Raw genomic sequence first — 26,248 nt, 5'->3', positions numbered from 1 at the left:
GAAGACCTACATTGCACAATAAGCTGAAATTATTCTCCCACAGCTTTACGCAACGATAAGGGCATTTGTTTTTTGAGCTGTTGCACCAAATCGTAAATGTGGTGGATATTTAAACTTACTTTAGCACGTGTGCAAGCCACGTAAAGTAATCTTAACTCTTCATCACTAATTTTGTGGTCTTTTTCGTTGACCTTAAATTGATAGTCATCTTCGATATGCACACGATCCCATTCCAAGCCTTTGGCTTTATGAGCGGTTGAAATAATATAATCGGCATGCTCAATCGGGCTGATTTTGGCTAAGGCACGTTTCAATGGATCTGTACCGTGATCATCTACCAATTTCACCAAAGGTTTAATGTCGCTGCCATCATTGGTTTCACAATATTCATGCACATCATGCCATGAATTAAACCAAGCCAGTTCAGGTACATCCGTCACGCGTTTGCCTTGTTTGAGCATGCTTGCAGCATCGACAAAACGGTTCAGTTTGACATGATCGGCTTGCAAGCTGACTTTGTCGCCATGCACTAAACCTGCCAGCAATAACTCCATCGCCCGTGCATTGGTGCGGCATAAAATGGCATCACGTTGTTTGGTATGTGGTTTATTGACCACTTTGGAATGCAGATGTGGATTGCCCAATAAAGGAACAGTTTCATTTAACGCACCCAAAATGGCATTGGCATTCAATGCAATTTCTTCACCAAAACGGAATGAGGTGGTTAAACGAGATTCAGGCAAAGGGAGCTGTTGCATGGCATTGACTGCACCGCGCCAAGCATAAATTTGTTGATGTGCATCACCGACATAAATCACTTGGGTATTTCTTTGGCGCAGTAAAATGCCCAACATCAACGGGTCGGCATCTTGTGCTTCATCAAACAACACATAATCGGTTGGAATATTGGGTTCAGACAATGCCCACAGTTTTAGATAAATATCGTGACCAATACCCGCTTGATGGTTTGGATCAATCGATTCTAACCAACGCCGTTCAATGGCGGGATAAAGATGCGTTTGTAGTTCAGCAATATCATCTGGATGTAGCCAACTCGGTGCTTGTAGATGGCGTGGTGCTGGATATTGCGAACTGGTGGAACAAAAATAACTTACGGCATTGGCAACCAGACTGGCCAAACGACTGGGCATCATCACATATTTTTCGTAACGTCCACCCATCATTCGGCGTAAGGTAATGGGCTGGAGTCGATATTCTTTGGCGATGAAACTCGGGCTTAAACGCGGCAGACGCAGTTTATCGGTCACGCCACGCGGCACGCTACGAAACGCCAGCGAGTGAAAGGTACGACAGTCGACATTGCGATGAAATTTACTTTGTGCCTCACTTGCAATGGCTTTGTTAAATGCCAGATACATACCCCGCCGTTCAGGCATGGCATCACTGATCATTTGCAAAGTTGTGGTTTTACCTGTGCCTGCATAGGCAATCACTTTAAAGGATTTGCCTAAACGCGCGTTGTCGATGGCAATGGCTTGCTCATAGGTGGCGCTTGGTTTTTTGGGATCAGACACAGTCATCGGCTTAGTGTTGACGATTGGCTTTTTCAACCAAGCCGGATAAGCCTTGGCGACGCGCGAGTTCGTTTAAAATTATTTGTGGTTCAATGTCGAAATAACCGAGCATCACAATGGTGTGAAACCACAGGTCAGCCACTTCATAAATTAAATCGTTTTTATTGTCTTCTTTCGGTTCAGATTTAAAATCTTTGGCGGCAATAATGCTTTCAATACTTTCTTCGCCGACTTTTTCTAAAATTTTATTTAAGCCTTTATGATACAGCTTGGCCACATAAGATGAATCTGGATTGGCTTTTTTGCGTTCTGCCATCATCTGACCCAAATAATCCAAAATTTCAACCTGTTCAGATTGAGTCGTTGAAGCATTCATTGCCAGCGTATGTGGATTCGCCGATTTTTCTGCGTAAATTTGGCTTGGATCTTTCAATTGTGCATCGACTATTTCCCAACCATTTGTGGTTAGTTTGCGGTAGAAACACGATTCACGACCGGTATGACAAGCAATGCCACCATGTTGTTCGATTTGCAACACAATCACATCGGCATCGCAGTCCAAACGGATTTCATGTACGGTTTGGAAATGACCCGATTCTTCGCCTTTATGCCATAATTTTTGGCGTGAACGGGAAAAGTAAACCGCTTGATTTTTTTCAGCAGTTAAAGCCAAAGCCTCGCGGTTCATCCATGCAACCATCAGTATACGACCGGTTTGATGATGCTGTGCAATGGCAGGAATGAGACCTTGTTCGTTAAATTTTACTTCATCGAGCCATTGCACGTTGTTCATGAGAATTTCACCAAAAATATGTTCAAAATTAAAAAGAGCGAATTAAAATCGCAACGACATAGTGTACGTGATTCGCACTGCTTTGAGAAAAAAATATACGCTGCATCAGCATAATTGCGCTTTATCTCTCATCAATATTAAAGCTTTAAAAAATAGCGTGCTTTATTTTTTATGGATCAAAATAATTGAAATAGTAGCGAATTTAAATACAAGATAAAGCTCACGCGATCAGCAAAGCTGCACTTAAACCAGCGTTATAAATTTTGCATAAACTGAGGGAAATGCTGCTTTTCTACCAGTTCTAAAAACTCATCCCCCAAACGCTGACTTTCAGCCACACACTGGTTCCACATCTGAATGCGTTGTTTTTGATCTAAACCTTTTAAGGTGAAATCTTTACGATCGGGTAAACGTCCAAGGGGTAAGGATTGCAAATAGTCTTGCGAAGGCGAAAGCAATAAGGTTCGCGCCTGATTTTCAGGATTGGCTTTACGCTTTTTCAGCATTTTGTCGAACCAACCCGGTGTAATGCTGTCGCTAAAGTGCGGATACAGCACAATGCCTTGACTCTCAAAGGGTAAGTCAATGTGATAGTCAATTAAACCGCCATCACGGTAACTGCCTTTCGGTGCATCTGGAATATCACGAATAGCCGCCATGACACCCGGAATAGAGGCGGATGCCATTAACCAAGGGATGGCATTGTCCCGATTTAAGCTTTGATAATGGGTGACAAAGTCATCCTCTACTTTAAATTGCTGACCAGATGAGGGTTGGCTAATCACCCGTTGCATAAACAGACGATTGTGCTTACGACCCAGTGCATTACTGCCAATAATACCTGCCACAGAGGCCAGTAAAGGGAGGGCCAGATCACTTTGGAAAATGTGCTGCGCTTTAATTGAAATCACTGCAAGGTGATAGTCAGGATGCTCAACCAGTTGTTGCTCCTGACCCTGAATCAGGTCAATCAACATGTTTTGGCAAATGTGAGCGACTTCCTGACGTGACATTTTTTTATGAAAAGAGAGGTTGGTATATAAATTAGATAAGCGTTCAGTGCCTTCTTTTGCACCCCAAGCCAAAATACTGGCAAAACGCCAACTGCCAATAGATGAACCAATCAGGGTTCTGCGCTGTGGGGCTTGGGCAAAAAAATCACCAAAAATGGCTTGGTCTAAACCTTGAATACCAATCCCTTTTGGGCCACCTGCCGCACCGGGAATAATATCAACGTGCTGTGCATGTAAACCTTCTTTTTCAATTAGTTGGCGTGCAAGATGACCTGCACGAATCGTCAGAGAGGGGCGGTGTTTTTGCAAGATTTGCATCATGGCCTAGGATAAATATACAAGTGTGTTGTTATTTTAAGTTGCTACGCCTCAGCGACAATGGCGATAGTCATCACTTGTTGACTGATCAGTCATTCGATGAAAAACAGCCTGATCATTTTCATTATCAGGCTGCTGAATATTCAAAACTTATAAAAATTGGGTTATTTTGCCATGCGCCAAAGGGCAAGAATACTTGAAAATACGATCAGTAAAATTGACACATACCACGGTGCAATAATGGCAATGGATAACAAAATCGCCATGATGCTACCGAATATCCAACTGCGTTTTTGCTGATGTTCCATTTGCAAACGCATGCTTTGGAGTTCATTCAGTTGTTTGGAATGCCAAGCGGACTGATTTTTTAAACCATTGAGGCTGTCGATCATCAGGCTAGGCAGGTCTTGCGCACCGAGTAGCAGATCTGGAATTTGCTGACCCAGTTCTTTCATATTTTTGACTGGACTCATATTGGCTTTAATCCAATCGGTCAAAATTGGTTTCGCCAGTTTCCAAATATCCAGTTCTGGGTACAGGTCTGTGCCTAAACCTTCCACATGCACCAAGGTTTTTAACAACAGCATTAATTGTGGTGGAATTTCCAAATGGAAACGGCGTGCAATATCCATCACTTGAATCAAAATGCCAGCAAAATCAAGTTCATGCATCGGTTTCGAAACCATGGGCCCAACCGTACGACGCATTTCACGCGCTAAAGCATCCTGATCGGTGCCCGGTGGAATCCAACCTGCTTGATGCACCACCAGAATCAGTTGCATGAAGTTGCTGTTCATAACCGCAAGCAGCATACGCGCCACGGTCATTTGGTCGTGTTTAGACAACTCACCCATAATGGCACAATCCAGTGCAATAAAGCGTGGATTGCTTGGGTTAATCGTTTCGACAAAGACGTTGCCGGGATGCATATCGGCATGGAAAAAGTTGTCACGGAAGACTTGGGTAAAAAAGATGGTTAAACCTTTTTCTGCCAATTCCGCACGATCCATGCCCATTTTATCAAAGGTTGCGATATCGGAAATCGGCACACCGGTGATGCGTTCCGCCACCATGACATCTTTGCTGTCCATATACACTTCAGGCACATACATCATGCTTGAGCCAGTGAAGTAATGGCGCATACGGCGGGTGTTGTCGGCTTCTAAAGTCAAATCCAATTCATTGAGAATGATTTGACGATAGTTCTGAATAATTTCCGAAAGATGTAGCGCCCGTGCTGCTTCTAGGCGTTTTTCTAACGCTGCACCGAGCCAATCTAGAATTTCAAAATCATGTAAAATTTGTTGACGAATATTCGGGCGCGTGACTTTCACCACCACTTCACGGCCATCATGCAAGGCAGCGGTATGCACTTGTGCGATTGAAGCAGCGGCAAGTGGTTGCTCATCAAAACGAGCAAACAGGGTGTTTACATCGGCTTTTAAGGATTCCTGAATCCGCATTTTGGCAACATGATTGTCAAACGGTTTGACGCGATCTTGTAATAACACCAATTGCTGTAAAACTTCAGGTGCAATCAAATCACGGCGGGTAGAGAGCAACTGGCCAAGTTTAATTGCAAGCGGTCCCATTTCCTCTAAAGCGAGTTTCAGCTTGAGCGGATTCTTACGTTCACGACTCGACCATGCCGCAGGGTGCATGCGAATCAGGCTTAACGCATGATGGGCTTTTTCTGGTAATTCTTCCGCAGGAAACAACGTGTCGAGTCTATAGTGCGCGGCGATGCGCCAAAGTTCGAGTAAACGTGAAACGTGCGGAATCATATATGTTATTACCTAATCTTGAGGTGAAGCAGAAGTTGCAGCTGCATCAATGTGTGCTTGAAGTTGTTGAATTTTGGCTTCAGCACGATCTAAATTTTGATTGAGAATGCGCGTATCTTGATTTAAGTCATCCATTTGCCAGCGTGGGGCAAATACAGCTAAATCTTCTTTTAAGGCATCTTCAGCAAAGAACAAGTGACTTTGCAGTGAGCGTTTTAAATGTTGCGGGACGTGTTGAATTTTACCCAGTTCATGTGCAAGGCTCGGGCCAATCCAAGGGCTTAAATGTGATGCTAAATCAGGTTCGGCTTGTTGCATGATCCGTTGAATATCTTGCAACAAGTGATAGTCACCTTGCAGTGGAATATTACCGACATCCTCTGCAAACAGTAACTTTAAAAGCTCAACTACATTTTTAACGTGTAATGTGGCAGTCGCTTCAGAAAGCTGTTGATTTTGATCAAATGGACGTTGTTCAAAAATAGATGTTTTTTCACTTTGCCCCGTAACTGTCGGTTCAAGGCGAACTTTGTCTTGATCAAAAAATACATCGACAGACAGTTGCGGGGCATCAATGACCACACGCAACATTTTGCCTTGCAATGCATTCAGTTGGATACGAGTAAGCGCATCCAAATCAATGACATGATGAATCAATCGTTCAACTGCACCCAGTGCCAGAATCGACCACATAGCGTCAACCCTTACAGTTTAAAGCCGCGGTGAACCGCCACAATACCACCAGTTAAGTTGTGGTAATCACAGTTTTGGAAGCCTGCCTGTTCCATCATCCCTTTTAGGGTACGTTGGTCGGGGTGCATACGAATCGATTCTGCTAAATATTTGTAGCTTTCTGAGTCATTGGCAATGATTTTGCCCATGATAGGCAGCGCCGTAAATGAATACAAATCATAAAGCTTAGAGAACGGTTCAAATACAGGTTTAGAAAATTCTAAAATCAGTAAACGACCGCCCGGCTTAAGTACACGGTACATGGCAGCAAGTGCGGCATCTTTATCGGTTACGTTACGTAAACCAAAGCTGATGGTGAGCAAGTCAAAACTGTTGTCGGCAAATGGCTCTAAGGTTTCAGCATTGGCTAAAACGAAATCGACATTGGTACAACCAGCATCGATTAAACGGTCACGACCCACATTGAGCATGGATTCGTTGATGTCAGATAACACCACATGACCTGTAGGGCCGACTTCACGGCTAAAGACTTTGGCTAAATCGCCTGTACCGCCTGCAATATCTAAAACATGTTGACCACGACGCACGCCAGACATATTAATGGCAAAGCGTTTCCATAAACGGTGAATACCGAATGACATCAAGTCATTCATGATGTCATATTTGCTGGCAACAGAATGGAATACTTCAGCCACTTTCTGTGCTTTATCATCACTACTCACAGTTTGATAACCGAAGTGTGTGGTTGCACCGACGTTGCCTGTATTGGCACCACGTGGCAGATTATATTTGGGTACTGAACCTGTAACAGGGGTATTTGTCAGCTGTTGTTGTAAGGATTGTTGCTGACCTTGAGCAGTACCTTGTGGAAGCGGTTCGGTTAAGAAAGGACTTACTTTGTCTGTATTTGGTGCCGACTCAGGGGTCGAGGTAGGCGTTTGATTTTCATTAGACATAGAGTCACTCCTAACATAAAAATAGGGTTAATGTTGCAGTGCATGCATGATGACAGATTCTAAGACGTTGTACAGCAATCAGCATGCAATTGTTATGAATAATATACAGAAATCTATTCTTTATTTTAATTCATAGTTCGATTTGTTATTTCCATAACAGCATCATTGATACTGAAATGGATTTGGATCGGCTGCATGAACTTGATGGATAATTTGGCGTTCAACCGCGGTAAAATCTTTGACAAATTTCTCTGCCGACTTTAACGGTTTCATCGCTAAAAAGCCATCCTGCATAAATTCATACATCACTTGAAAATTGTATTTGCTGGCTGCACCTTTACACATTTTAAATGCGGTATAGACCATAAATGAGCGCATATATTTATCTAAACTCAAGCCCAATTGATCGAGTAAATCTAGCTGTTGAAGGCGTTGTTGTCCTTGATCCAGTTTAAGATAGGTCAAACGCATCATTTCATCGGTTAACTTTTCATGCGGATGGTAGTCTTTGAGCAATTGCATCGCGACTTGTTCATCCAGTTGTACGGCTAAAATAGCCAAAGAAACGCCTGACGTGCCTGTTTTGATGGCATTTTCAGGAATCAGTTTTTCTGCTTTATGGGCATATTTCATTAAACGCGCAATTTGCCCCGCCAAAGCGTCAAAATCTGAACCGCCATATAAGCGATTGAGAAAATACTCAGACATTAAGATATTGTGTTTTTCAGCAAACTGTCGTAAATGCGTGCTTTGCATGCGTATTTTTTGCCAAGCTTGCACGTCTTGTAAACGTTGAAAAATGTCAGGGTTTTGATGGTAATTCAGTTGATAATATAACTCTAGTAAGTCATCCAATGCAGCCAGTTTTGACATCAAGCATCTCTATTATTTTTTAGATGGTTAAATCTTAGAGCGAGATGGGCAAACTCGCTATGACAATCTGTGATAAAAATGACTAAAAAGAAGTCAGTTTAATGTAGAAAGACGCAATTTCACGCAACATAAAATGCATATTTTATAATTCAGCGTTGTTCTATGCTTAGATATACTGAAATAAATACAAAGATTTGGAAGCCATATGTCTACAGAAAAAACAGAAAAAACAGAAAAAATAGCAAAAACTGAAAATCAGCTGTTGGATGAGGCTGAGCTGTCCTTAAGTTTGATTGAAGCACAATATTTTTTAAAAGATACTCGCGATCAAAAAAATGCGAAAAGTGTGGTGATTTTAGTCAATGGCATTGAATTGGCTGGTAAAGGCGAGTCTGTTAAGCAGTTACGTGAATGGGTCGATCCGCGTTATTTACGAGTCCAAGCCGATGCACCCAATATATTTAAGCAAAATCAAATTTTTTGGCAACCGTATGCACCCTTTATTCCTGCTGAAGGGCAAATTATGGTGATGTTTGGCAATTGGTATAGTGATCTGTTAATAACGGCTTTACATGTGTCCAAACCATTGGATGAAACGCTGTTTGATGCCTATGTCGAGGACATGCGCAGCTTTGAACAGGACCTAAAAAATAACCATGTTGATGTGGTGAAAGTTTGGTTTGATTTGTCATGGAAATCTTTGCAGAAACGACTGGATAATATGAAGCCGAGTGAAGTGCATTGGCATAAACTGCATGGCTTAGATTGGCGGAATAAAAAGCAATATGACAATGTACAAAAACTGCGTCAGCGTTTTACCGATGATTGGACCGTGATTGATTGTGAAGATGAGAAGCTACGTGATCAACAATTTGCCCAGCATATTTTACGTGCTTTAGAGCATTGCCCAGAACATTTAAGCCAAAACAAAACCAAGTGGAAACAGGCGGCCGTTCCTAAGCCTTTATTAGCGCCTGAAAATAAGGCGGTCAATCAGGAAAACTATAAAGCAGAATTTAAAAAACTGTCGCTTAAAGTGGCTGAAGCCCTGCGCTTCGATGATCGTAAAGCGATTATTGTCTTTGAAGGGATGGATGCGGCGGGGAAAGGCGGTGCAATTAAGCGCATTGTAAAAAATCTTGATCCACGCGAATATGATATTCACACCATTGCGGCACCTGAGAAATATGAATTACGTCATCCCTATTTATGGCGTTTTTGGACCAAATTGCAGACCGATGAAGATATTACCATTTTTGACCGTTCTTGGTATGGTCGGGTCTTGGTCGAGCGGGTTGAAGGTTTTGCCAATGAAGTCGAGTGGCAACGGGCTTATGAAGAAATTAATCGCTTTGAAAAAGATTTGGTCAACAGTCAAACCGTGGTGATTAAATTTTGGCTCGCCATTAGTAAAGATGAGCAGGAAGTACGTTTTAAAGCACGAGAAGAAACACCGCATAAACGCTTTAAAATTACTGCCGATGATTGGCGTAATCGTGAAAAATGGGACGCTTACTTAGACGCTGCCGCAGATATGTTTGAGCGAACCAGTACCGTGCATGCACCGTGGCATATTATTGCCACCAATGATAAATATATGGCGCGCTTAGAAGTCCTACGAACCATTTTAAAACAGCTGAGAGCGGATTAAGCTCTCAGCAGCGAGATTAGTTACCCTGATGGTCAGCGACTTATAACGGTTTGCTTAACCCACAAGCTGAGCATTTTGTTTTTTCTGAATGTCTTTGGCTAGGCTGTAACATTCTTCTACATGTGCTGCAGCGACTTTTTTCATGACAATATAACCTAAACTTGCGGCAATAATTTGCCCGCCTAAAGGAATGAATTTAGTCACTTGTTTGGTAATGACTTTGGCGGCAACATTGTTGATGGATTTTTTAACCGCAGTACGTGCAATCACTAGTCCTGAGAACTCGACACCGCGTTTGCGCAGTTCATGCCAATGTACCTGTTTGGTCTCGGGGTCGTAGACACTAATTTGTTCGGGTGCTAAACCAAAGCGCGCATTCACTTCTGGAATGAGTTGTGACAAAATTCCGACATCGATGACAACATCCAGAAATGGCACAGGCACGACCGCAGCACCCGCAGAAATATAAGCGCGTTTTTGCACCAGTTCTAAGCATTCGGCACGAATGATGTCTAAATCTAATGTTGGGTCTATGGAGTCTGGAATTTTATCTATTTTCATAATCTAAATACCTTAAACTTCGTGTTGGTTTTTCTATTTAATGACGAGGGGGTGAAATGTCAAAAGACCCTATTAAGGTACGAATTTCAAAGCATTTTTGAATCGAACCGAAATCTCAAAGTGACATAGACAGATGCAGATGTATAGTAAATAATTTTTATGCTTTTGTAGGCATTGTATTTTAAAAAAGAGTGGAGTAGGTCATTCATGGCAATTCATGTGATTCAAAGTCAGCGTATTGATGTACTGGTTCATGCCATGTTGACGACCGTGAATAAGCCTGCTGCAACACCTTTTCAGGTGCTTAAAACCCAGCATTTTATTGTGCCGTCACATGCGGTTGAAGCATGGTTAACGCAAAAATTAGCCGAACAAAAAGGCATTAGTGCCAACACCCAATTTCATCATCGTATTCGCGGTTTTCAATGGTCAGCTTATCAATGGGTGTTGGTCGAGCAAAAAGAACAGGTTCGTAAAGCCAATATTCCACGCATTATTATTAAGTGGCGTATCTTTCAAGCCTTAAAAACTTTTATTCAAGCAGAACAAAATCCTTTAACCCCAGATCATCCTTTATATTCGATTGTACAGCGCATTTATGACAGTGCTGACCGTTTAGAACAGGGGGTGGAAAAGCAGCTGAAAAAGCAAGGCATGCTGTATTGGGTGGCGGAACAAGTCTCACGTTTGTTTAGTCATTACATGGAATATCGTGGGCATTGTCAGAAAAACTGCCCAGCCAATCTGTGCAACTGTCCAAGCAATTGGTTGCAGGCGTGGGGGCAAAATAAACAACTGCCGATTGAACAGATGTTTTTTAAAACCAATACTGAAATTTCTGAATTTACTTTAAATCAAGCGCATGAGTTGGAAGCATGGCAGCGTTGGTTATGGCAGGAAGTCTTTCATCAAGACTTTGAGCAGATGCAAAGTATTGATGCCCTGTTTTGGGAAACTCTGGACCATTCTGAAACACGGCAAGCTGCTTTAAAAAAATTACCATCCCAGTTGGTGATTTTTACTTTGCTGGATTTGCCGCCCATGCAACTGACATTTTTACACCGTTTGGGGCAGTACATTGATATTTATATTTTGCACTACAATCCTTCGCAAGAGTATTGGGCCGACAGTGTCGATCCAAATTGGAAAGCCCGTTATGACGTTGGGGTAAAAGAACGTTTTATTGCGAAAAACCCGCAAGCCAGTGATGCGGACATTACAAAATTCTTTCAGGAATTTACTTTAAATTTTAATGCGGAGCAGCGTGAGTCGCGCCATCCGTTACTGACGCGTTTTGGTAAACAAGCGCGAGATCATTTTTCCTTATTATCCAACTTGTCTTCAGGCGAAGATGGCATTTGGGCAGATGCCTTTGTCGATGATTATGCAAACCATTTATTGGCTAAAGTGCAGTCTGATGTGTTGTATTTGGTTGAACCTGAACAGCAGCAATATGTATTAGATGAGCAGGATGATTCGATTCAGATTCATGTGTGTCATTCTAGTTTACGCCAGCTGGAAGTTTTAAAAGAACAACTAATTCACTGGTTGGCACAAGGCAGTAAAGACGAACCGCGTAGACCGAGTGACATCTTGGTTTTAAGTCCCAGTCTAAGTGAACTTGAACCTTTAATTCGTAGCGTGTTTGCACCGCCGCCAAGTGAGCGTGATCTGATTCAGCAAAAAACAGGCAGTAGTCATCAACTGTCCAAAGAGAGTGTGTATTTGCCGATTAAAATTGCAGGGGTCGCTCAGCTGGATGCGCTGAATGCTTGGAAAGCCGTTCTGGGGCGTATTGAACTGATTCAAAGACGTTTTAGCATTGAAGATTTTGCCGATTGGTTGAGTCTGAGTGCAACCCAGCAGCTTTACGGTTTAGAAGTCAATGCAATTGAACGCATCACGGAATTGTTAATTGATGCTGGTTTTAAACGTGGCTTAGATGCACAGCATTTGCAGCGCAGTTTGTCTGCAGGTGATGACGACTATCGTTTTAGTTTTAAATTTGCACTTGATCGTTTGGCTTTGGGCATTGCTATTCCTGAACATACTTTATTTCAAGGCACGCTCAGTTTTGCCAAAGTACTGCCGAGTGATTTTGAATTAATTGCCAAGCTGATCCAGATTTATCAAGATTTTGATGCACGCCGTGACTGGATGACAGCACATGAGCAAGGCGAAAGTGTGCCTGTTGAAACATGGCTGAAACGGCTGATGCAGGACATTGCTGAATTTGAAGATGCTGGTGTCGAATCTTTAAGCAGTGTCTATAAAATTATTAAGAAACAAGAACGCATGCTGACGCTTGCCAGTTTTTATGATGAGCACGATCATCATGCCTTACGTGCTTTGAGTTTGCCATTACCGTATTTGTTGGCTGAGATTAACAGTACTTTAGAAACACAATTGGAACATGCCGAACCGACGGGGCAAATTACCTTTAGTCAAATTGGTCAGATTCGACCTGTGCCGTATAAACTGATTGTGATGCTTGGACTGGACAGTGGTAAATTTCCAAATCGTAGCCAGCATTTGCCCTTTGATTTAATGGATTTGCTGAAACCGCAATTGGGCGATCGTTCACGTTTGGAAGATGACCAAGGCGCATTTTTAGATAATCTGTTGTTGGCACAAGAAAGCTTATGGTTATTTTATAATGGCTTCGATATTAACGATGGTGAGGTACGTGATCCATCAACCGTGTTGCAGGAACTGATTCAACATCTGGCTTTTATTGTGCAGTCGAAACAACCCGATGCTGCGATCAATGAAAGCGTGAGTATTCATGGGGTCGATGTACCAGAACAGCTACAATCCCTTTATCACGTGCATCCTTTATTACCGTTTGATCCAGTCGGTTTTGAATCCGTAAAGCCTGTGCGTTATCAGGATCAATGGTTCAGTGTGGCTGGACAAATTCGTCACGCCACGGGACAACGTGCGGCTTGGGTGAATACCTCATATCAACATCTACAACAAGACGTACAAGTGTTGGATAGCCATCAGTGGATTCAGGATGTGACTTTTCCCGCACGCTTATATTTAAAAACCTTGGGCGTGGACAATTTACGCCCTGAAGATTTACCTGCAGTGCAAGAACCGTTATTACTGGATGGGCTAGGACGTTATGCTGTGCGTCATTTTTTACAGCAGCATGAAGGTGAAGCAAAACCTGAGTTATTAATGGATCAGCTGCCGATTGGAAAATTGCAACACAGTAGTTGGCACATGAGTGTATTGGAACAACAGCGCTTAAAAGATCGTTTGTTGAACTATGCCTCTGAAACGACCCCGACGACACAGCAGGTCTGGAAGATCAATGATCAGATTTATATGAACATTCGTCTGCCTAAAAACAGTGCAGAACAATGGATCAGTCTGGAGGCTTCCAGTGCACGTGCCAAGCGTCGTGCCAAAGTGTGGTTAGAATATTTACTTTGGCTGGCTTACCTCAATATGGGTGAGGGCGGTGAAAAACTGACGCGGATTGTGGTGTTTAGTGACCGAACTATTTTATGTCATGGGGTGAGTTCCAAGCAGGCTCAGGAGTGGATTGAGCACTGGTTAGCGGCATGGAAATATGGACAAACTCAGCCTTTGGTTTTACCTGCTGCTTTGCTGCTGAAAATTGCTGAAAAAGACAAAGCGCATGACTGGCAAGCCAATGAGCAAAATCAGATGTGTATCGAAGATATGGATGCCATTTATAAAGATTGGCATGAAGATGGCAAATTTACCGGTTTTTCAGTTGCCGATAATGAAGCGACCAAAATGCATCGTGACTGGCAATTTATTTTACAGGAACAAGATGCCACCGCTTTGCTTGAACAGGCTTGCACACAATTTTCCTATCATTTATATCAGCCGGTCTTTTGGCATCAATCTGTGATTGAGGAGTAAAACAGCATGAATCATCCTCAAACATTAACAAAAATATCCTTCAACCCGATTGTCGATATGCAGTTTAAAGGGTTGCACTGGATTGAAGCGTCGGCAGGCACAGGCAAAACCTTTACCTTATCCAGTTTGATGGTGCGGATTTTTCTCGGTGCTTATTTGCCAAATCAGGTGATTGCGACCACGTTTACCCGTAAAGCTGCCGCAGAGCTCAAAAATCGTATTCGGCTGCGTTTGCTTGAAACCTTACGTTATTTTGAAGGCTGTCAATTGCTCACTGAAGCTGAAATTCAAGCCAAAATTACAAGCGAGACAGATCCTCTATTGCAAAAGGTTTTGCAGGAATATGCGACGCGTGTGGATTATGCGCGTGAGCGTTTAAAACTGGTGCTTGATCAGCTGGATGAACTATTTGTCGGCACACTGGACAGTTTTAGCCAAAAGTTATTGCGTGAGTTTTCCTTTGAAAGTGGCAAAATTGAACGTGCCGATATTACCGATGATGCCAAAAGTTATACCCAGCAATTAATTCACGATGTACTGCGGGAATGGATTCAACTGCAACCGCAAAATGTTGTCGATTATTTGCTGCTCAATCAAAAACTAAAATCACAAGACGCTTATATCCCTGTGGTGGAAAATACCCTGAATTTTGCTTCGGCACAGTTTCAGGAAGTCACACCTCCAGTATTGGATTTAATGCAGTTTGAACAATTGGTTAATGATTTTGTACAGTTGGATTTAACTCTGATTGCAACGTTGAGTGAATATTATCAGCCAGATGGGCAATACCATGCCGTGATTGGTAAAAAATGGCGGACTGATGGTTTAATGCAACGAACACTATGTGAGGATTTGCCTGCTTTTATTCAGGCTTTGGCTGAGCAAGGCAGTTATGCTTTATTTGCAGCGCATTTTGAAAAAACACTGAAGAATCTGACCGATCTTGCGACTAAAAAAGTTTTAAATAAATGTGCTGAAGATGTGCTGAATCAGTTTGATCAGCATGTAGTGCTGCAAAGCTTACGCCGCTTTTGTGAAGCGTTGTCCAAACTCAGTGTAGATTTGGATCTACTGGATGCTTATTTAAAGTTTTATTTAAGCCGTGAAGTGAAAAAACGCCTACCGCAAGTGCTGCAACAAAAAAGTGAAACCACGTTCGCGCAGCAAATTCGCACCTTGTCGGAAGCATTGCAAGGCGAACAAGGTTTACGTTTCGCCAAGTTTGTACAGGCACATTATCCACTGATTTTGGTAGATGAATTTCAAGATACCAACCAAGATCAGGATGATATATTGGCGCGAGTTTGGCGTGATGCCAAGCGCTATAGCCAAAGTTGTATGATTATGGTCGGTGATCCCAAACAAGCGATTTATGGCTTTCGCGGTGGCGACATGCTGACCTATAACAAAGCCCGTGCCGATGTCTTAAGTAAACAAGGTCAGGAATACAGCCTTAGACATAATCATCGTTCCGTGAAAGTGTTGGTGGAAGCGGTCGATGCATTGTTTCAACGGCAAATGGATTTTGGCGAAGAGGTAATTTACAGTCCTGTTGCAGCAGGTGTTCGTCCACATCCACCGCTTATTGATGCGCACGGTGAAAATCATCAACCGCTACGTTGGCTATTGTTAAATGATAAAAAAGATGAACCCATTCAGGTGGCATGGAAAATTCGTGACTTACTGAATCAGGGGATTGAAGAAACACTTTATCTGGCAGAACAGAGCAGTCCTCGATATTTAATTGAAAATGACATCGCCATTTTATCGAAGAACCATGATGGTTTAGATAAAGCCCAATATGAATTGGAACGTCTAGGTATTCGGGTCAATCGCCCTTCAAAACGCAGTGTATTTGATCATCAAGTGGCCAAAGATGTCGGAGCTTTGCTCAGCGCGATTATGCATCCTTATGATGAAGCGAAAATTAAACGGGCTTTATTAAGTCGATTGTTAGGTTTTAATTTACAACAATTAATGCAACTTGAAGCGCAAGCCGATGGCTTAAGTCAGTTTATTTATGACTTTGACTGCATCCGTGAAATGTGGTTGCAAAAAGGATTTTTAACCGCTTGGCAATATGCTTTGAATTTATTCCACATTTGGAAAAATGTGGTGGCAACCCAAAGCCGAGATAATGAACGTACTGTGGTGAATTTACGCCATTTGACCGAATTGCTGAGTCAGCACAGCGAGCAATATCAAGGGGCGCAAAAGCTCTATCACTGGTATTTAAAACAACTGCAATCACCCGCAGAACGTGAGTGGGAACTGGAACGTAAACTGTCGAATGAGGCAGGCATTCAATTGATGACCATCCATCAGTCTAAGGGATTGGAATTTAAAATTGTGTTTCTACTCGGGGCAGATAAAGATTTCAGGGAAATGAATAAAACCCTGAATTTTTCCACCGTAGAGCATGTCCATCCTGTGACGGGTCAAGTGGAACGGCAACGTGTGGTTGCGGTGAATGATAAAAATTTATTGGATCAAAATGCAATTGATCAGCACAATGCACGTGCTGTCGCAGAGCAGCATCGACTCTGGTATGTGGCACTGACCCGAGCTAGTCACCGTGTCTATGCCATGTTGCAGGATCAAGACGGTAAATCAGTCAATGGCTTGGCGTTTTGGCGTGGACAAGCCTTTGTTCATGCGAGTAGTGCCGATGAAGCCTTGCTGATGAATAAGCCTATTCAGTTACAGATTAAACAAGCACAACCCTTACGACCTTTACAGGCATTGAAATTTCCAACGCAGCGTTTTTATCCACGCTCTAAAACCAGTTTTAGTGCCTTGGCACAACATTTAACGCGTAAACAAGTTATGGACATTTTTGCTGTTCAGACTGAAAAAATGCTCAGTGCAGCAGATGAAATTCATCGCTTTGATGCTATTGCAACGACTTCAAGCCAACCGCTGTCATGGATTAAACGTCAGTTTCCCATGGGAACGGTCGCGGGAACCTTCCTGCATGAAATTTTTGAACATATTGATTTTAAAGATCCGCAAGATTGGGCTTTGGAGATTCGTCGCCGTTTTAAAAATGATTATCCAAGTTTATGGATAGAACTTTTGGCAAAATATGAGCAAGAATTTCAGCAAGCAGATGAAGAGCAGTTGATTGCTTGGATGAGTGAATGGTTGCAGCAGGTTTTAGCCACGCCCTTACATCAAACCTTTCAACTCAATCAGCTGACCGAACATGAACATTTAGCCGAATTTCCTTTTTATCTCTCATTGTCAGATCATGTTTTAGCGATTCAGCGAATTCATCAGCTCTATGCAGAATATGGCATTGAAATGCTAGATTTTAACTCTGCAAATTCTGCGCGCTATTTAACAGGATCGATTGATTTGGTTTATTTTGATGGTCAGCAATATCACATTGCCGATTATAAAAGTAATTTTTTAGGTACAGATCAAATCCATTATTGTGCCACGGCCATTCAGCAAAGCATGTCGCAAGCCAGTTATTGGTTGCAGGCAGGCTTATATCTGGTGGCTTTACATCGTTATTTAACGCTACAAATGCAAGATTATGAGATTGGAAAGCATTTGGGAGGCGCGAGTTATTTGTATTTGCGCGGTATGAATGGACAAGCAGAGCAAGGCTATTATCACTGGAAACCAGATACCGAATTTGTGCTGCGGCTTGATGCTATTTTGGGCTACTTTGCTGAAGATAAAAGCAGCAAAACTGTTTAGTTGATGGAAATTAACAGTGTTTAAACAATAAATTAAGCTGTGGGTAACTTTGAGGATAACTGTGTGGAAAATAAACAATATAAAGCGAGTCAAAGCACTGAATGGATCAGCACTTGGAGTCAGTTTATTCGCCAGAAGCCCTTGAGTCATGCGCCACAGCACGAAACTGGTAGCGATATTATTGAGCAAGTGCTTGAGGCAATTCAACAGGGCGACAGTTGTATTTCTGCAAGTGTGGAGCAAGCCGAGACTTTAAATGATCTGGTGGTTTCATCTGCCCATATTGAGCAACAGATTGCACCGTTTGTTTTTGATGGTCAGCGCTTGTATCTGTATCGTTACTGGGCTTTGGAACAGTCTTTGGCACAACAGGTGGCACGTTTAAAGCAGCAACACATAGCAGCGGTTGATATCTCGGCTTATCCTCATTTATTGACAGATGAACATCAAATTCAAGCTTTAGCCATGGTCGCCCAGCATGGATTAAATATTATTACTGGTGGGCCGGGGACAGGGAAAACTTATACTTTGGCACGGATTATTGCCGTGCTGAATCAAGCGATGCCCAATATTCGTATTGCGATGGCAGCACCCACAGGCAAAGCTGCACAGCGGATGAAAGAAGCCCTGCAAAACTCTTTAAATGATGAAAAACTTCAGGATTTGGTGACGGATGCGTTAAAACAACTCAATCCGATTACCATTCATCGTTTATTGGGTTTAGGCAGTAATGCTCAGCCGCGTTTTCATGCCCAACAACCGTTGCCTTACGATGTAATTGTAATTGATGAAGCGTCGATGTTGGATTTAAATTTGGCAACAATGCTGTTGTCTGCTGTACCTGAGCATGCCCGCTTAATTTTATTGGGCGACGCGGATCAATTGGCAGCAGTCGATGTCGGTTCAGTGCTTGCCGACCTACAAAAAGTTCCAGCGTTGGCAGAAAATCGGGTGAATTTGCGCAACAGTCGTCGCTTTAAGCAAGGTGCGTTGATTGGGCAAATGGCTCAATTTATTCAGGCGCAACAGCCGAGCCAAAGCAGTGCTGCATTGCTCGAAAAATTTGCCGAGCAAGTGGTTCATCCAAGTGAAATAAAAGCCATCGCGCTCACTGCTGAAATGGAAGATCAGATTCAACTGGAATATTTGCCAAAAAATAATGCAAAGCCAGTGGATTGGCTGCCGTATTACGATAAATTGATACTGGGTTATCAGCATTATATTGAGCTATTAAAAAGCTATTTAACCGCTGATGAGCCAGAACTTTACATCGCAGAAGTGGTCAAGGTTTTTGATGATTATCGCATTTTGACCGCGATGCGACATGGTGCTTTAGGTTTGGCACAGCTCAATATCCACATTGAACAACGCTTACTTGCAGCCTTAGCACGACAGATGACTAAGCAAGGGGATTGGTATGTCGGACGACCGGTGATGATGACCTATAATGATTACCAACTCGGTTTGTCGAATGGTGATATTGGGATTTGCTTTAAGCGTAGTCGAGATGGTCAGTCACAATTCGAAGTGTATTTTCCCAGTTTAGAAAAATGGGTGCCTGCGACTCGCTTACCGAAAAGTATTGAAACGGCATTTGTACTGACGATTCATAAATCACAAGGTTCCGAGTTTACGCATGTTGCTGTGGTATTAGATGAGGCTGCGAAAAATTTATTGAGTAAAGAATTGCTTTATACCGCTATTACACGGGCAAAAAAGGTGGTCAGTTTACTCGCAGATGCAGACGCTTTACTGCAATCTTTGACTGTTCGAACCTCAAGAAAGAGTGGTCTATTAGATAAAATTAACAATTCGCTAAATTGTTAATTAAAAATAAATAATATTTGCTTTTGTACGAAATTGCTTACAGTGATTCGAGAAATTAGCGCATAGAGCTTTATCAGGGTTTTTGAGATGATGGCTTCACATAAAAAGCTCAACACGGATAGTTGGGTATAATCGCCATAACATAATAATAATGTCTTCAGACAGCGAACTTACAGTGAAGTAAGATAAAGAGGAAACTTACAGCCGCTAAGCCTTGTAGTTTTGGGAGAGACTACAAGGCTTTTTTATATCTAAAAAATATTTTTACCATACAAAAATTGGCTTAATCTTACATCGTTTGATGTATGCAATGATGCAGAGAAAATTTGGTTTTTTTGTAATCAATTAATGTTGATATAGATGTTAATTATTGTATTTAAACAATATAAATAAATGATGGGTTTGCATTGTTAAATAAAAGTTAACTAATGTAGGTAAATGCTTACACGGAGATACGATAAAGTCGACTTCTTTACAGTAGGTTTTGTGGCAAAATATGTCACATAAGGACGTAATAAGTTGGCACATGGATTGTTTATTATAAAAAACGCGGAATAGCGAATATGATGACTATAAATAAAACAATAAAAACTAAAATATAAGAAACTACAGCGCAAAAAAGCCCAAGCTTAGCTTGGGCTTTTTTTTTGTATGCTGATTTTAAGTATTTAAACTAAGTCTGCTTCATGACGATCTGTTGCAAATAATGAACGACGTTGGTTTTTCGGAATTTTTGGACAGTTGGTTGAAATTTGATAGAGCATTTTTGCGAGCATAGGTAAATGTGTACCTACCACAGATTTTCCTGTGGTTAATAGCGATACACTGATATCACGTTCTGGATCTGCCCAACATAAAATATTGGAAAAACCGATATGTCCAAAAGCTTGTCCCGTCATTGGTCCAAATAAACCGATAGGATTACTTCCAAGCATTGGACCTAAGGCATAACGCATGGGTGCTAATAATGTTCGATCTAAACTGATACCTGATGTAGGTAAGGTCGAGCGGAATACCGTTTGGGCACTCATAATTTGTTTGCCTTGGTATTCACCACCACTCAACAGCATTTCAAAGAAACGCCCCACTTGCTCAGCACTGGTATAAATATTTCCAGCAGGACAAATGGTGTCCATAAAGCGAGTGTCATTGGTGACATCTACAGCAAGCTGTAAACCTCCACCCAAGACATGATTGAGATAATGGTCTGTACCTAAACTTGGATGCATGCCTGTTGCATAATTTAAAGCCACATCTGCACGATATTCAGCTTTTAAACCATAGTTGAAATAATCTAAGCCCATCGGTTTTTCAATTTGTTCATGCAAAAATTGTCGAACACTTTGTCCTGTTACGCGCTGAACAATTTCACCTAAAATATAGCCTGCGGTGACGGCATGGTAAGCAAGGTGATTGCCTGAGGGTGAAACAGGTTTAGCCGCATACAGAAGTTTTAAAACGCGTTCTTGGTCAAAAAGCAGCTCAGGGGTGACTTCGCTGTCAATACGAGGAATGCCGCCGCGATGAGAGAGTAAGTGGAAAATGGTGGCACGACGTTTACCATTCACACCATATTCAGGAATATAGTAGCTAATTGGGTCCAGTAAATTCAGATCACCTCGTTCATCCAGCATGTGAATCAACATTGCAGTAATCATTTTAGATGCTGAAAATAAACAGATCGGTGTATCGGGTGTACCAATCTTGGCATCAGGTGCTAAGCCATCTGGCGAGTTACCTTGTGCATAACCAATACTCCGATTTAAAAGAATTTTCCCCTGACGACGTAAACATAAAGTGGCTAAAGGATAATTTCCTGTTTGATAAAGAGCCTCGACACTGTTCCAAATTTTTTGAATTTGTTTTTCAGTCATTCCACCCAATTCCGCTGGAACTTCATCTTTAGAGCGAATCACTTGATTCAAGTCTTTTGGCACATAACAGGTATTTGTTGATAAAATTTTCACATTCCCTCGCAATATTTTTTATTTTCTTTGGTCTTTTTTATCAATTGAAAATCGACCAATGTTAGTTTGCCTATTTTATTCAATGCTGTCAGTTGCCGAATTGCCAGTGAACTTAAATCATTTTTGCAATATAGCGATAGATCACTTAAAATAGGCGACTTGCTGTAGTGATGCACGGCAGTCAATTGAGTAATCAATTGATTTTTATCATACGTAATTTTTTTAAGCATCTCGGAGAAATCGAATGGCTTTAACAAACGCAGATCGCGCAGAGATCGTTGCTAAATTTGCTCGTGCTGAAAACGACACTGGCTCACCTGAAGTTCAAGTGGCTTTATTGACTGCTCAAATCAATGATTTGCAAGGTCACTTTAAAGATCACAAACACGACCATCATAGCCGTCGCGGTTTGATCCGTATGGTTAACCAACGTCGTAAGCTTCTTGATTACCTTAAAGGTAAAGATGTTACTCGTTACAGCGCATTGATCGCTGCTTTAGGTTTACGTCGTTAATTCGATTAAACTTATTTTTCGGACGATTGCATTTTGAATGCTGTCAGACTGAAAAAGAAAGTCTACCTAGCTTCGGCTAGGTATTGGGAAGGGGCGAATGTTTCGCTCCTTCTTTGTGTCTTAAATTGGTGTTTTTTTAAATCTGGTGAGGTCGGCTTCTAAGCTTTGTCATTTATAGTTACATGCGGTAATGTGAATGCCAAACCTTAGGGGTCTCCACTAGAATAAAATCAGGAAACAAAAATACATGTCGATGTTTAATATTATTCGTAAAGAATTCCAATATGGTCAACACACCGTTGTTTTAGAAACAGGTCGTGTTGCGCGTCAAGCAAATACTGTTGTTATTACTATGGGCGGCGTAACTGTACTGGTTGCGATTGTTGCTCAACCAAAAGCAAAAGCAGGTCAGGATTTCTTCCCGCTTACAGTAAACTATCAAGAAAAACAATATGCTGCTGGTCGTATTCCAGGTGGTTATGGCAAACGTGAAGGCCGTCAGTCTGAAGCTGAAACTTTAATTTCACGTTTAATTGACCGTCCAATTCGTCCATTATTCCCAGAAGGTTTCTATAACGAAATCCAAGTCACAGCAACGGTTATTTCTTCTGATAAAACCATGGATGCTGACATTGCTGCAATGCTTGGTGCTTCAGCTGCAATGTCAATTGCGGGTGTTCCATTCCGTGGTCCAATCGCTGGTGCACGTGTTGGTTTAATCAACGGTGAATACATTCTTAACCCGAACCAAGAACAATTGAAAGAATCTGATCTTGATCTTGTGGTTGCAGGTACTGAAGCTGCTGTATTGATGGTTGAATCTGAAGCGAAAGAGCTTTCAGAAGACCAAATGCTTGGTGCTGTACTTTTCGGTCATGACGAAATGCAAATCGCCATTCAAGCGATTAAAGAATTTGCTGCGGCAGCTGGTGCGGTTGAATCAACTTGGGTTGCTCCAAGCAAAAACGAAGCACTTTTAGCTCAATTGAAAGATGCATTCGAAGCAAAAATTTCTGAAGCGTACACGATTGCGGTTAAGCAAGACCGTTATGCAGCGCTTGATGCACTTTATGCAGAAGCTGTTGCTCAATTCGTTCCAGAAAATGACGAAGCGGGTATTGCGGAAGAAGTGAACGAACTTTTTGAAGATCTTAAATATCGCACGGTTCGTGACAATATCTTGTCTGGTAAACCACGTATTGATGGTCGTGATACCAAAACTGTTCGTGGTATTGACGTTCAAGTCGGTGTATTGGGTCGTGCACACGGTTCAGCATTGTTCACACGCGGTGAAACTCAAGCGTTGGTTACAACGACTTTAGGTAATACACGTGATGCGTTGATGGTTGATACCCTTGCTGGTACTAAAACTGACAACTTCATGTTGCATTACAACTTCCCTGCATACTCTGTAGGTGAAACTGGTCGTGAATCTGGTCCTAAACGTCGTGAAATTGGTCACGGTCGTTTGGCGCGTCGTGGTGTTCAAGCGGTACTTCCACCTGCTGATCGCTTCCCGTATGTGATTCGTATCGTATCTGATATTACTGAATCGAACGGTTCATCTTCAATGGCTTCTGTATGTGGTGCTTCATTATCACTTATGGATGCAGGTGTTCCATTGAAAGCACCAGTTGCGGGTATTGCAATGGGTCTAGTGAAAGAAGGCGAGCGTTTCGCTGTTCTTTCTGACATCTTAGGTGACGAAGATCACTTAGGTGACATGGACTTTAAAGTAGCAGGTTCTGCAAACGGTATTACTGCGCTTCAAATGGATATCAAGATTGAAGGTATCACTGAAGAAATCATGGAAGCTGCATTGAACCAAGCGTATGCGGGTCGTATGCACATCCTCAATGAAATGAATCAAGTGATTTCACGTGCTCGCCCTGAAATTTCGATGCATGCGCCAACGTTCCAAGTGATCAACATCAACCCTGATAAGATCCGTGATGTAATCGGTAAAGGTGGTGCAACCATCCGTGCCATTACTGAAGAAACCAAAGCGGCAATCGACATTGAAGATAACGGTACAGTGCGCGTATTTGGTGAAACGAAAGCTGCTGCTGCTGCTGCGGTTGCAAAAATCCAAGCATTAACTGCTGAAATTGAACCAGGTACAATTTACGTAGGTAAAGTGATTCGTATCGTTGAATTTGGTGCGTTTGTGAATATCATGCCAGGTACTGACGGTTTACTTCACATTTCGCAAATTTCTAACGAACGTATTGCCAATGTTGCAGACGTATTGAAAGAAGGTCAAGAAGTACGAGTACAAGTTGCTGACGTTGATAACCGTGGTCGTATCAAGTTAACAATGAAAGACATCGAACAAGTATAATTGTTCCTTGTTTAAAAAAGCCCGCCTCATGCGGGCTTTTTTAAATTGTAATGAAGTCAGAATGAAGAAACAAAGCTTTATTTTATTGCTTAAGTTTTCTGCTCAGCACATAATTTTACAACGGGTCGATTGTAAGTTTTAGCCCAATTTCTATCGAGTAAACAACAAAAAGCACAATAGAGAATTGTTTTAATGCAAGTTTATTATTTTTACCAGCATCCAACAGAACATCATATTTTTGTACAAAAAGAGCCAAATAACGAAGCTGAGCTTGAGTTTTTATGGGTCGATTGCACACGAGATGATGTGGTGAATCGTGCAGATGCATGGCAAAAAGAAATTTATGCGCATACCGATATTGCACTCAATGAATTCCATGTTAAAGATATTCTGAATTTAGAACATCCTTGTGTGTTTGATACCATGGATGATTATGACTTACTTATTTTTCGTAAACTCATTACGCCAGATGATGCGATTAAAGCTGGTGAGCAAGCACTTGAGCAGCATGAAAAATTCTTTGGTTTAGCCACAACCCCCATTAGTTTCATGATTACCCCGCAAGTCCTGATTACTGTACGCGAACAGGGCAACAAGGCGATTGAAAATTATATTTCACGCATGGAAACCATAATCACTCGTCCACTTCCAGAGCAGAATAAACCGCGAAAACTGGCAGTGACACCGTTAGATTTAGCGCTACGCTTATTGAATAGTATGGTCGATGGTTATTTAGATTTACGTGTGCCATTGACCCGTCGGGTTGAGTTTTGGCAGCAAGAATTATTGCAAGGTCATCGTCGGTTTAGTAAATGGAATCAGCTGTTACAAGAGAATATGGCATTTCAACAAGTCGAAAATCTTTGTGAAGAGCAAATTGATACTTTACAAGAGTTGCGAGATGAAATTGTAGATAACTACCCACATTTGAAAGGTAAGAAAAAGCCTGAACGACAGGATGTGATGTTGATTCGTATGGATGATTTGGTGAGTCATATTGAGCGAATTCAAAAACATACGGTTCGTCTTCGCGCTGCTGTTCAAGCGGCAATGGACTTACACTTTTCAGCAATTGCCAATCAAACCAATGAAAATATGCGGATTCTTGCCATTATTACCGCAGTATTTGCCCCCCTTACTTTACTAACGGGGATCTATGGGATGAACTTTGAATTTATTCCTGGATTAAAGTCTCCAATTGGTTTTTTAAGTATGTTACTGGTCATGTTTATCACCACGCTATTGTTAGTCTATTATTTCTATCGTCGACATTTAGTTGGGCGTGGTGAAAAGAGCGTGATTGATATGTTGGCCCAACAGCATAAAGATCAGCATATTAATTTATTGTGGTTTTTAGATTATGAACCGATTAAGCAATCCGTTAAAGAAACGATAAAGGAAGTCGAAAAGTTGACCAAGCTTAAATAGCAGTTCGCTTTTTATCAAAAGGAATCTTATTTTTAAGCACAACAATACAACGTTGACTTAAACTAAAAATTAAATGGACTGACCTAGGCTTAGAGCTTAAGAAAAATCACCTGCTTGAGCATTTTTCGTCAGTATTTTATAGATTTCATCTTTCATTTTTAGTTTTTTACGCTTCATTGACTCAATATCATCATTAATTAAATTAACTGGATTGAGTTCAAGCTGGATGATTTCTTTATCCAATTCTTGATGACTCTCAAATATTTTTGCAAAATGAGGGTCATCATGACGGAGTTTATGGATCAAATCCTGATGTTCAGGAAACATTCGTTTAATCTTTTTATTGCATTCTTTCGTTTTCATAAGCCTAGATTATTCTCTCAGAG

The 26,248-nt window shown here is 41.6% G+C and carries 17 protein-coding genes; 7 read left to right on the top strand and 10 right to left on the bottom strand.

The genetic code is table 11. The features are described 5' to 3' along the window. Window positions 1-29: 29 nt before the first annotated feature. The 7 genes from B9T24_RS07175 to B9T24_RS07145 form a co-directional block, all read right to left on the bottom strand. Window positions 30-1,535 (bottom strand): UvrD-helicase domain-containing protein, encoded by a 1,506-nt coding sequence (locus tag B9T24_RS07175; RefSeq protein WP_086165234.1) that lies wholly within the window; start codon window positions 1,533-1,535, stop codon window positions 30-32. A gap of 10 nt (window positions 1,536-1,545) precedes the next feature. Beyond that, the gene (gene hisIE / locus B9T24_RS07170) at window positions 1,546-2,328 is read right to left on the bottom strand and encodes a bifunctional phosphoribosyl-AMP cyclohydrolase/phosphoribosyl-ATP diphosphatase HisIE (RefSeq protein ID WP_086165148.1); all 783 of its coding nucleotides are present in this window, start codon (window positions 2,326-2,328) and stop codon (window positions 1,546-1,548) included. A gap of 254 nt (window positions 2,329-2,582) precedes the next feature. Then, a complete protein-coding gene (locus B9T24_RS07165; RefSeq protein WP_086165147.1) occupies window positions 2,583-3,662 on the bottom strand; it encodes a patatin-like phospholipase family protein in 1,080 nt (359 codons plus the stop codon). 161 nt (window positions 3,663-3,823) lie between these two features. Beyond that, on the bottom strand, window positions 3,824-5,443 hold the full coding sequence (locus B9T24_RS07160) for an ABC1 kinase family protein (protein ID WP_086165146.1): 1,620 nt from the start codon (window positions 5,441-5,443) through the stop codon (window positions 3,824-3,826). 12 nt (window positions 5,444-5,455) lie between these two features. Continuing rightward, window positions 5,456-6,136 carry a ubiquinone biosynthesis accessory factor UbiJ gene (locus B9T24_RS07155; RefSeq protein ID WP_086165145.1) on the bottom strand — a complete coding sequence of 227 codons (681 nt, stop codon included), beginning with the start codon at window positions 6,134-6,136 and terminating at the stop codon, window positions 5,456-5,458. Window positions 6,137-6,147: 11 nt separating this feature from the next. Beyond that, window positions 6,148-7,092: a bifunctional demethylmenaquinone methyltransferase/2-methoxy-6-polyprenyl-1,4-benzoquinol methylase UbiE gene (ubiE, locus tag B9T24_RS07150; RefSeq protein WP_004650003.1), complete on the bottom strand. Its 945-nt coding sequence runs from the start codon at window positions 7,090-7,092 to the stop codon at window positions 6,148-6,150. 162 nt (window positions 7,093-7,254) lie between these two features. Then, a complete protein-coding gene (locus tag B9T24_RS07145; RefSeq protein ID WP_086165144.1) occupies window positions 7,255-7,965 on the bottom strand; it encodes an FFLEELY motif protein in 711 nt (236 codons plus the stop codon). A gap of 205 nt (window positions 7,966-8,170) precedes the next feature. On the opposite strand from B9T24_RS07145, the gene B9T24_RS07140 reads away from it, so the two are divergent. Continuing rightward, on the top strand, window positions 8,171-9,616 hold the full coding sequence (locus tag B9T24_RS07140; protein WP_086165143.1) for a phosphate--AMP phosphotransferase: 1,446 nt from the start codon (window positions 8,171-8,173) through the stop codon (window positions 9,614-9,616). A 54-nt stretch (window positions 9,617-9,670) separates the two neighbouring features. Here the strand turns inward: B9T24_RS07140 and B9T24_RS07135 are convergent, their stop codons facing one another. After that, window positions 9,671-10,177 carry a hypothetical protein gene (locus B9T24_RS07135; RefSeq protein ID WP_086165142.1) on the bottom strand — a complete coding sequence of 169 codons (507 nt, stop codon included), beginning with the start codon at window positions 10,175-10,177 and terminating at the stop codon, window positions 9,671-9,673. 207 nt (window positions 10,178-10,384) lie between these two features. Between B9T24_RS07135 and B9T24_RS07130 the strand changes: the two genes are divergently transcribed. The 3 genes from B9T24_RS07130 to recD all read left to right on the top strand — a co-directional run bounded on the left by B9T24_RS07130 (window position 10,385) and on the right by recD (window position 19,612). Beyond that, window positions 10,385-14,077 carry an exodeoxyribonuclease V subunit gamma gene (locus tag B9T24_RS07130; RefSeq protein WP_086165141.1) on the top strand — a complete coding sequence of 1,231 codons (3,693 nt, stop codon included), beginning with the start codon at window positions 10,385-10,387 and terminating at the stop codon, window positions 14,075-14,077. Between the two features lie 6 nt (window positions 14,078-14,083). Next, window positions 14,084-17,785, top strand: coding sequence for a UvrD-helicase domain-containing protein (locus B9T24_RS07125; protein WP_086165140.1), 3,702 nt, complete (start codon window positions 14,084-14,086; stop codon window positions 17,783-17,785). 63 nt (window positions 17,786-17,848) lie between these two features. After that, window positions 17,849-19,612, top strand: coding sequence for an exodeoxyribonuclease V subunit alpha (gene recD / locus B9T24_RS07120; RefSeq protein WP_086165139.1), 1,764 nt, complete (start codon window positions 17,849-17,851; stop codon window positions 19,610-19,612). 668 nt (window positions 19,613-20,280) lie between these two features. Here recD and B9T24_RS07115 read toward each other — a convergent pair. Next, a complete protein-coding gene (locus tag B9T24_RS07115) occupies window positions 20,281-21,579 on the bottom strand; it encodes a serine hydrolase domain-containing protein (RefSeq protein WP_086165138.1) in 1,299 nt (432 codons plus the stop codon). Between the two features lie 244 nt (window positions 21,580-21,823). On the opposite strand from B9T24_RS07115, the gene rpsO reads away from it, so the two are divergent. The 3 genes from rpsO to B9T24_RS07095 all read left to right on the top strand — a co-directional run bounded on the left by rpsO (window position 21,824) and on the right by B9T24_RS07095 (window position 25,862). Continuing rightward, window positions 21,824-22,093, top strand: a complete 270-nt coding sequence (gene rpsO / locus B9T24_RS07105) for a 30S ribosomal protein S15 (RefSeq protein WP_086165136.1) — start codon at window positions 21,824-21,826, stop codon at window positions 22,091-22,093. A gap of 253 nt (window positions 22,094-22,346) precedes the next feature. Beyond that, window positions 22,347-24,434 (top strand): polyribonucleotide nucleotidyltransferase, encoded by a 2,088-nt coding sequence (pnp, locus tag B9T24_RS07100; RefSeq protein WP_171264870.1) that lies wholly within the window; start codon window positions 22,347-22,349, stop codon window positions 24,432-24,434. Window positions 24,435-24,626: 192 nt separating this feature from the next. Next, on the top strand, window positions 24,627-25,862 hold the full coding sequence (locus tag B9T24_RS07095) for a magnesium transporter CorA family protein (protein ID WP_086165134.1): 1,236 nt from the start codon (window positions 24,627-24,629) through the stop codon (window positions 25,860-25,862). A gap of 96 nt (window positions 25,863-25,958) precedes the next feature. Here the strand turns inward: B9T24_RS07095 and B9T24_RS07090 are convergent, their stop codons facing one another. After that, complete coding sequence (locus B9T24_RS07090) at window positions 25,959-26,225, bottom strand: YdcH family protein (protein WP_004649991.1); 267 nt, start codon at window positions 26,223-26,225, stop codon at window positions 25,959-25,961. Between the last annotated feature and the right edge of the window lie 23 nt (window positions 26,226-26,248).

Source organism: Acinetobacter sp. ANC 4654, assembly GCF_002135425.1.
In the GTDB taxonomy this organism is placed as follows: Bacteria; Pseudomonadota; Gammaproteobacteria; order Pseudomonadales; family Moraxellaceae; genus Acinetobacter; species Acinetobacter kyonggiensis.
This window is presented reverse-complemented; position numbering and strand designations above follow the sequence as displayed.

Bases quoted from the DNA above. Each gene is read 5' to 3' on its own strand.
- B9T24_RS07135 (WP_086165142.1), bottom strand. From the start codon at position 10,177: ATGAAAATAGATAAAATTCCAGACTCCATAGACCCAACATTAGATTTA.
- B9T24_RS07145 (WP_086165144.1), bottom strand. From the start codon at position 7,965: ATGTCAAAACTGGCTGCATTGGATGACTTACTAGAGTTATATTATCAA.
- rpsO (WP_086165136.1), top strand. From the start codon at position 21,824: ATGGCTTTAACAAACGCAGATCGCGCAGAGATCGTTGCTAAATTTGCT.
- B9T24_RS07090 (WP_004649991.1), bottom strand. From the start codon at position 26,225: ATGAAAACGAAAGAATGCAATAAAAAGATTAAACGAATGTTTCCTGAA.
- B9T24_RS07165 (WP_086165147.1), bottom strand. From the start codon at position 3,662: ATGATGCAAATCTTGCAAAAACACCGCCCCTCTCTGACGATTCGTGCA.
- B9T24_RS07155 (WP_086165145.1), bottom strand. From the start codon at position 6,136: ATGTGGTCGATTCTGGCACTGGGTGCAGTTGAACGATTGATTCATCAT.
- B9T24_RS07140 (WP_086165143.1), top strand. From the start codon at position 8,171: ATGTCTACAGAAAAAACAGAAAAAACAGAAAAAATAGCAAAAACTGAA.
- hisIE (WP_086165148.1), bottom strand. From the start codon at position 2,328: ATGAACAACGTGCAATGGCTCGATGAAGTAAAATTTAACGAACAAGGT.
- pnp (WP_171264870.1), top strand. From the start codon at position 22,347: ATGTTTAATATTATTCGTAAAGAATTCCAATATGGTCAACACACCGTT.
- B9T24_RS07160 (WP_086165146.1), bottom strand. From the start codon at position 5,443: ATGATTCCGCACGTTTCACGTTTACTCGAACTTTGGCGCATCGCCGCG.
- B9T24_RS07095 (WP_086165134.1), top strand. From the start codon at position 24,627: ATGCAAGTTTATTATTTTTACCAGCATCCAACAGAACATCATATTTTT.
- B9T24_RS07130 (WP_086165141.1), top strand. From the start codon at position 10,385: ATGGCAATTCATGTGATTCAAAGTCAGCGTATTGATGTACTGGTTCAT.
- ubiE (WP_004650003.1), bottom strand. From the start codon at position 7,092: ATGTCTAATGAAAATCAAACGCCTACCTCGACCCCTGAGTCGGCACCA.
- B9T24_RS07125 (WP_086165140.1), top strand. From the start codon at position 14,084: ATGAATCATCCTCAAACATTAACAAAAATATCCTTCAACCCGATTGTC.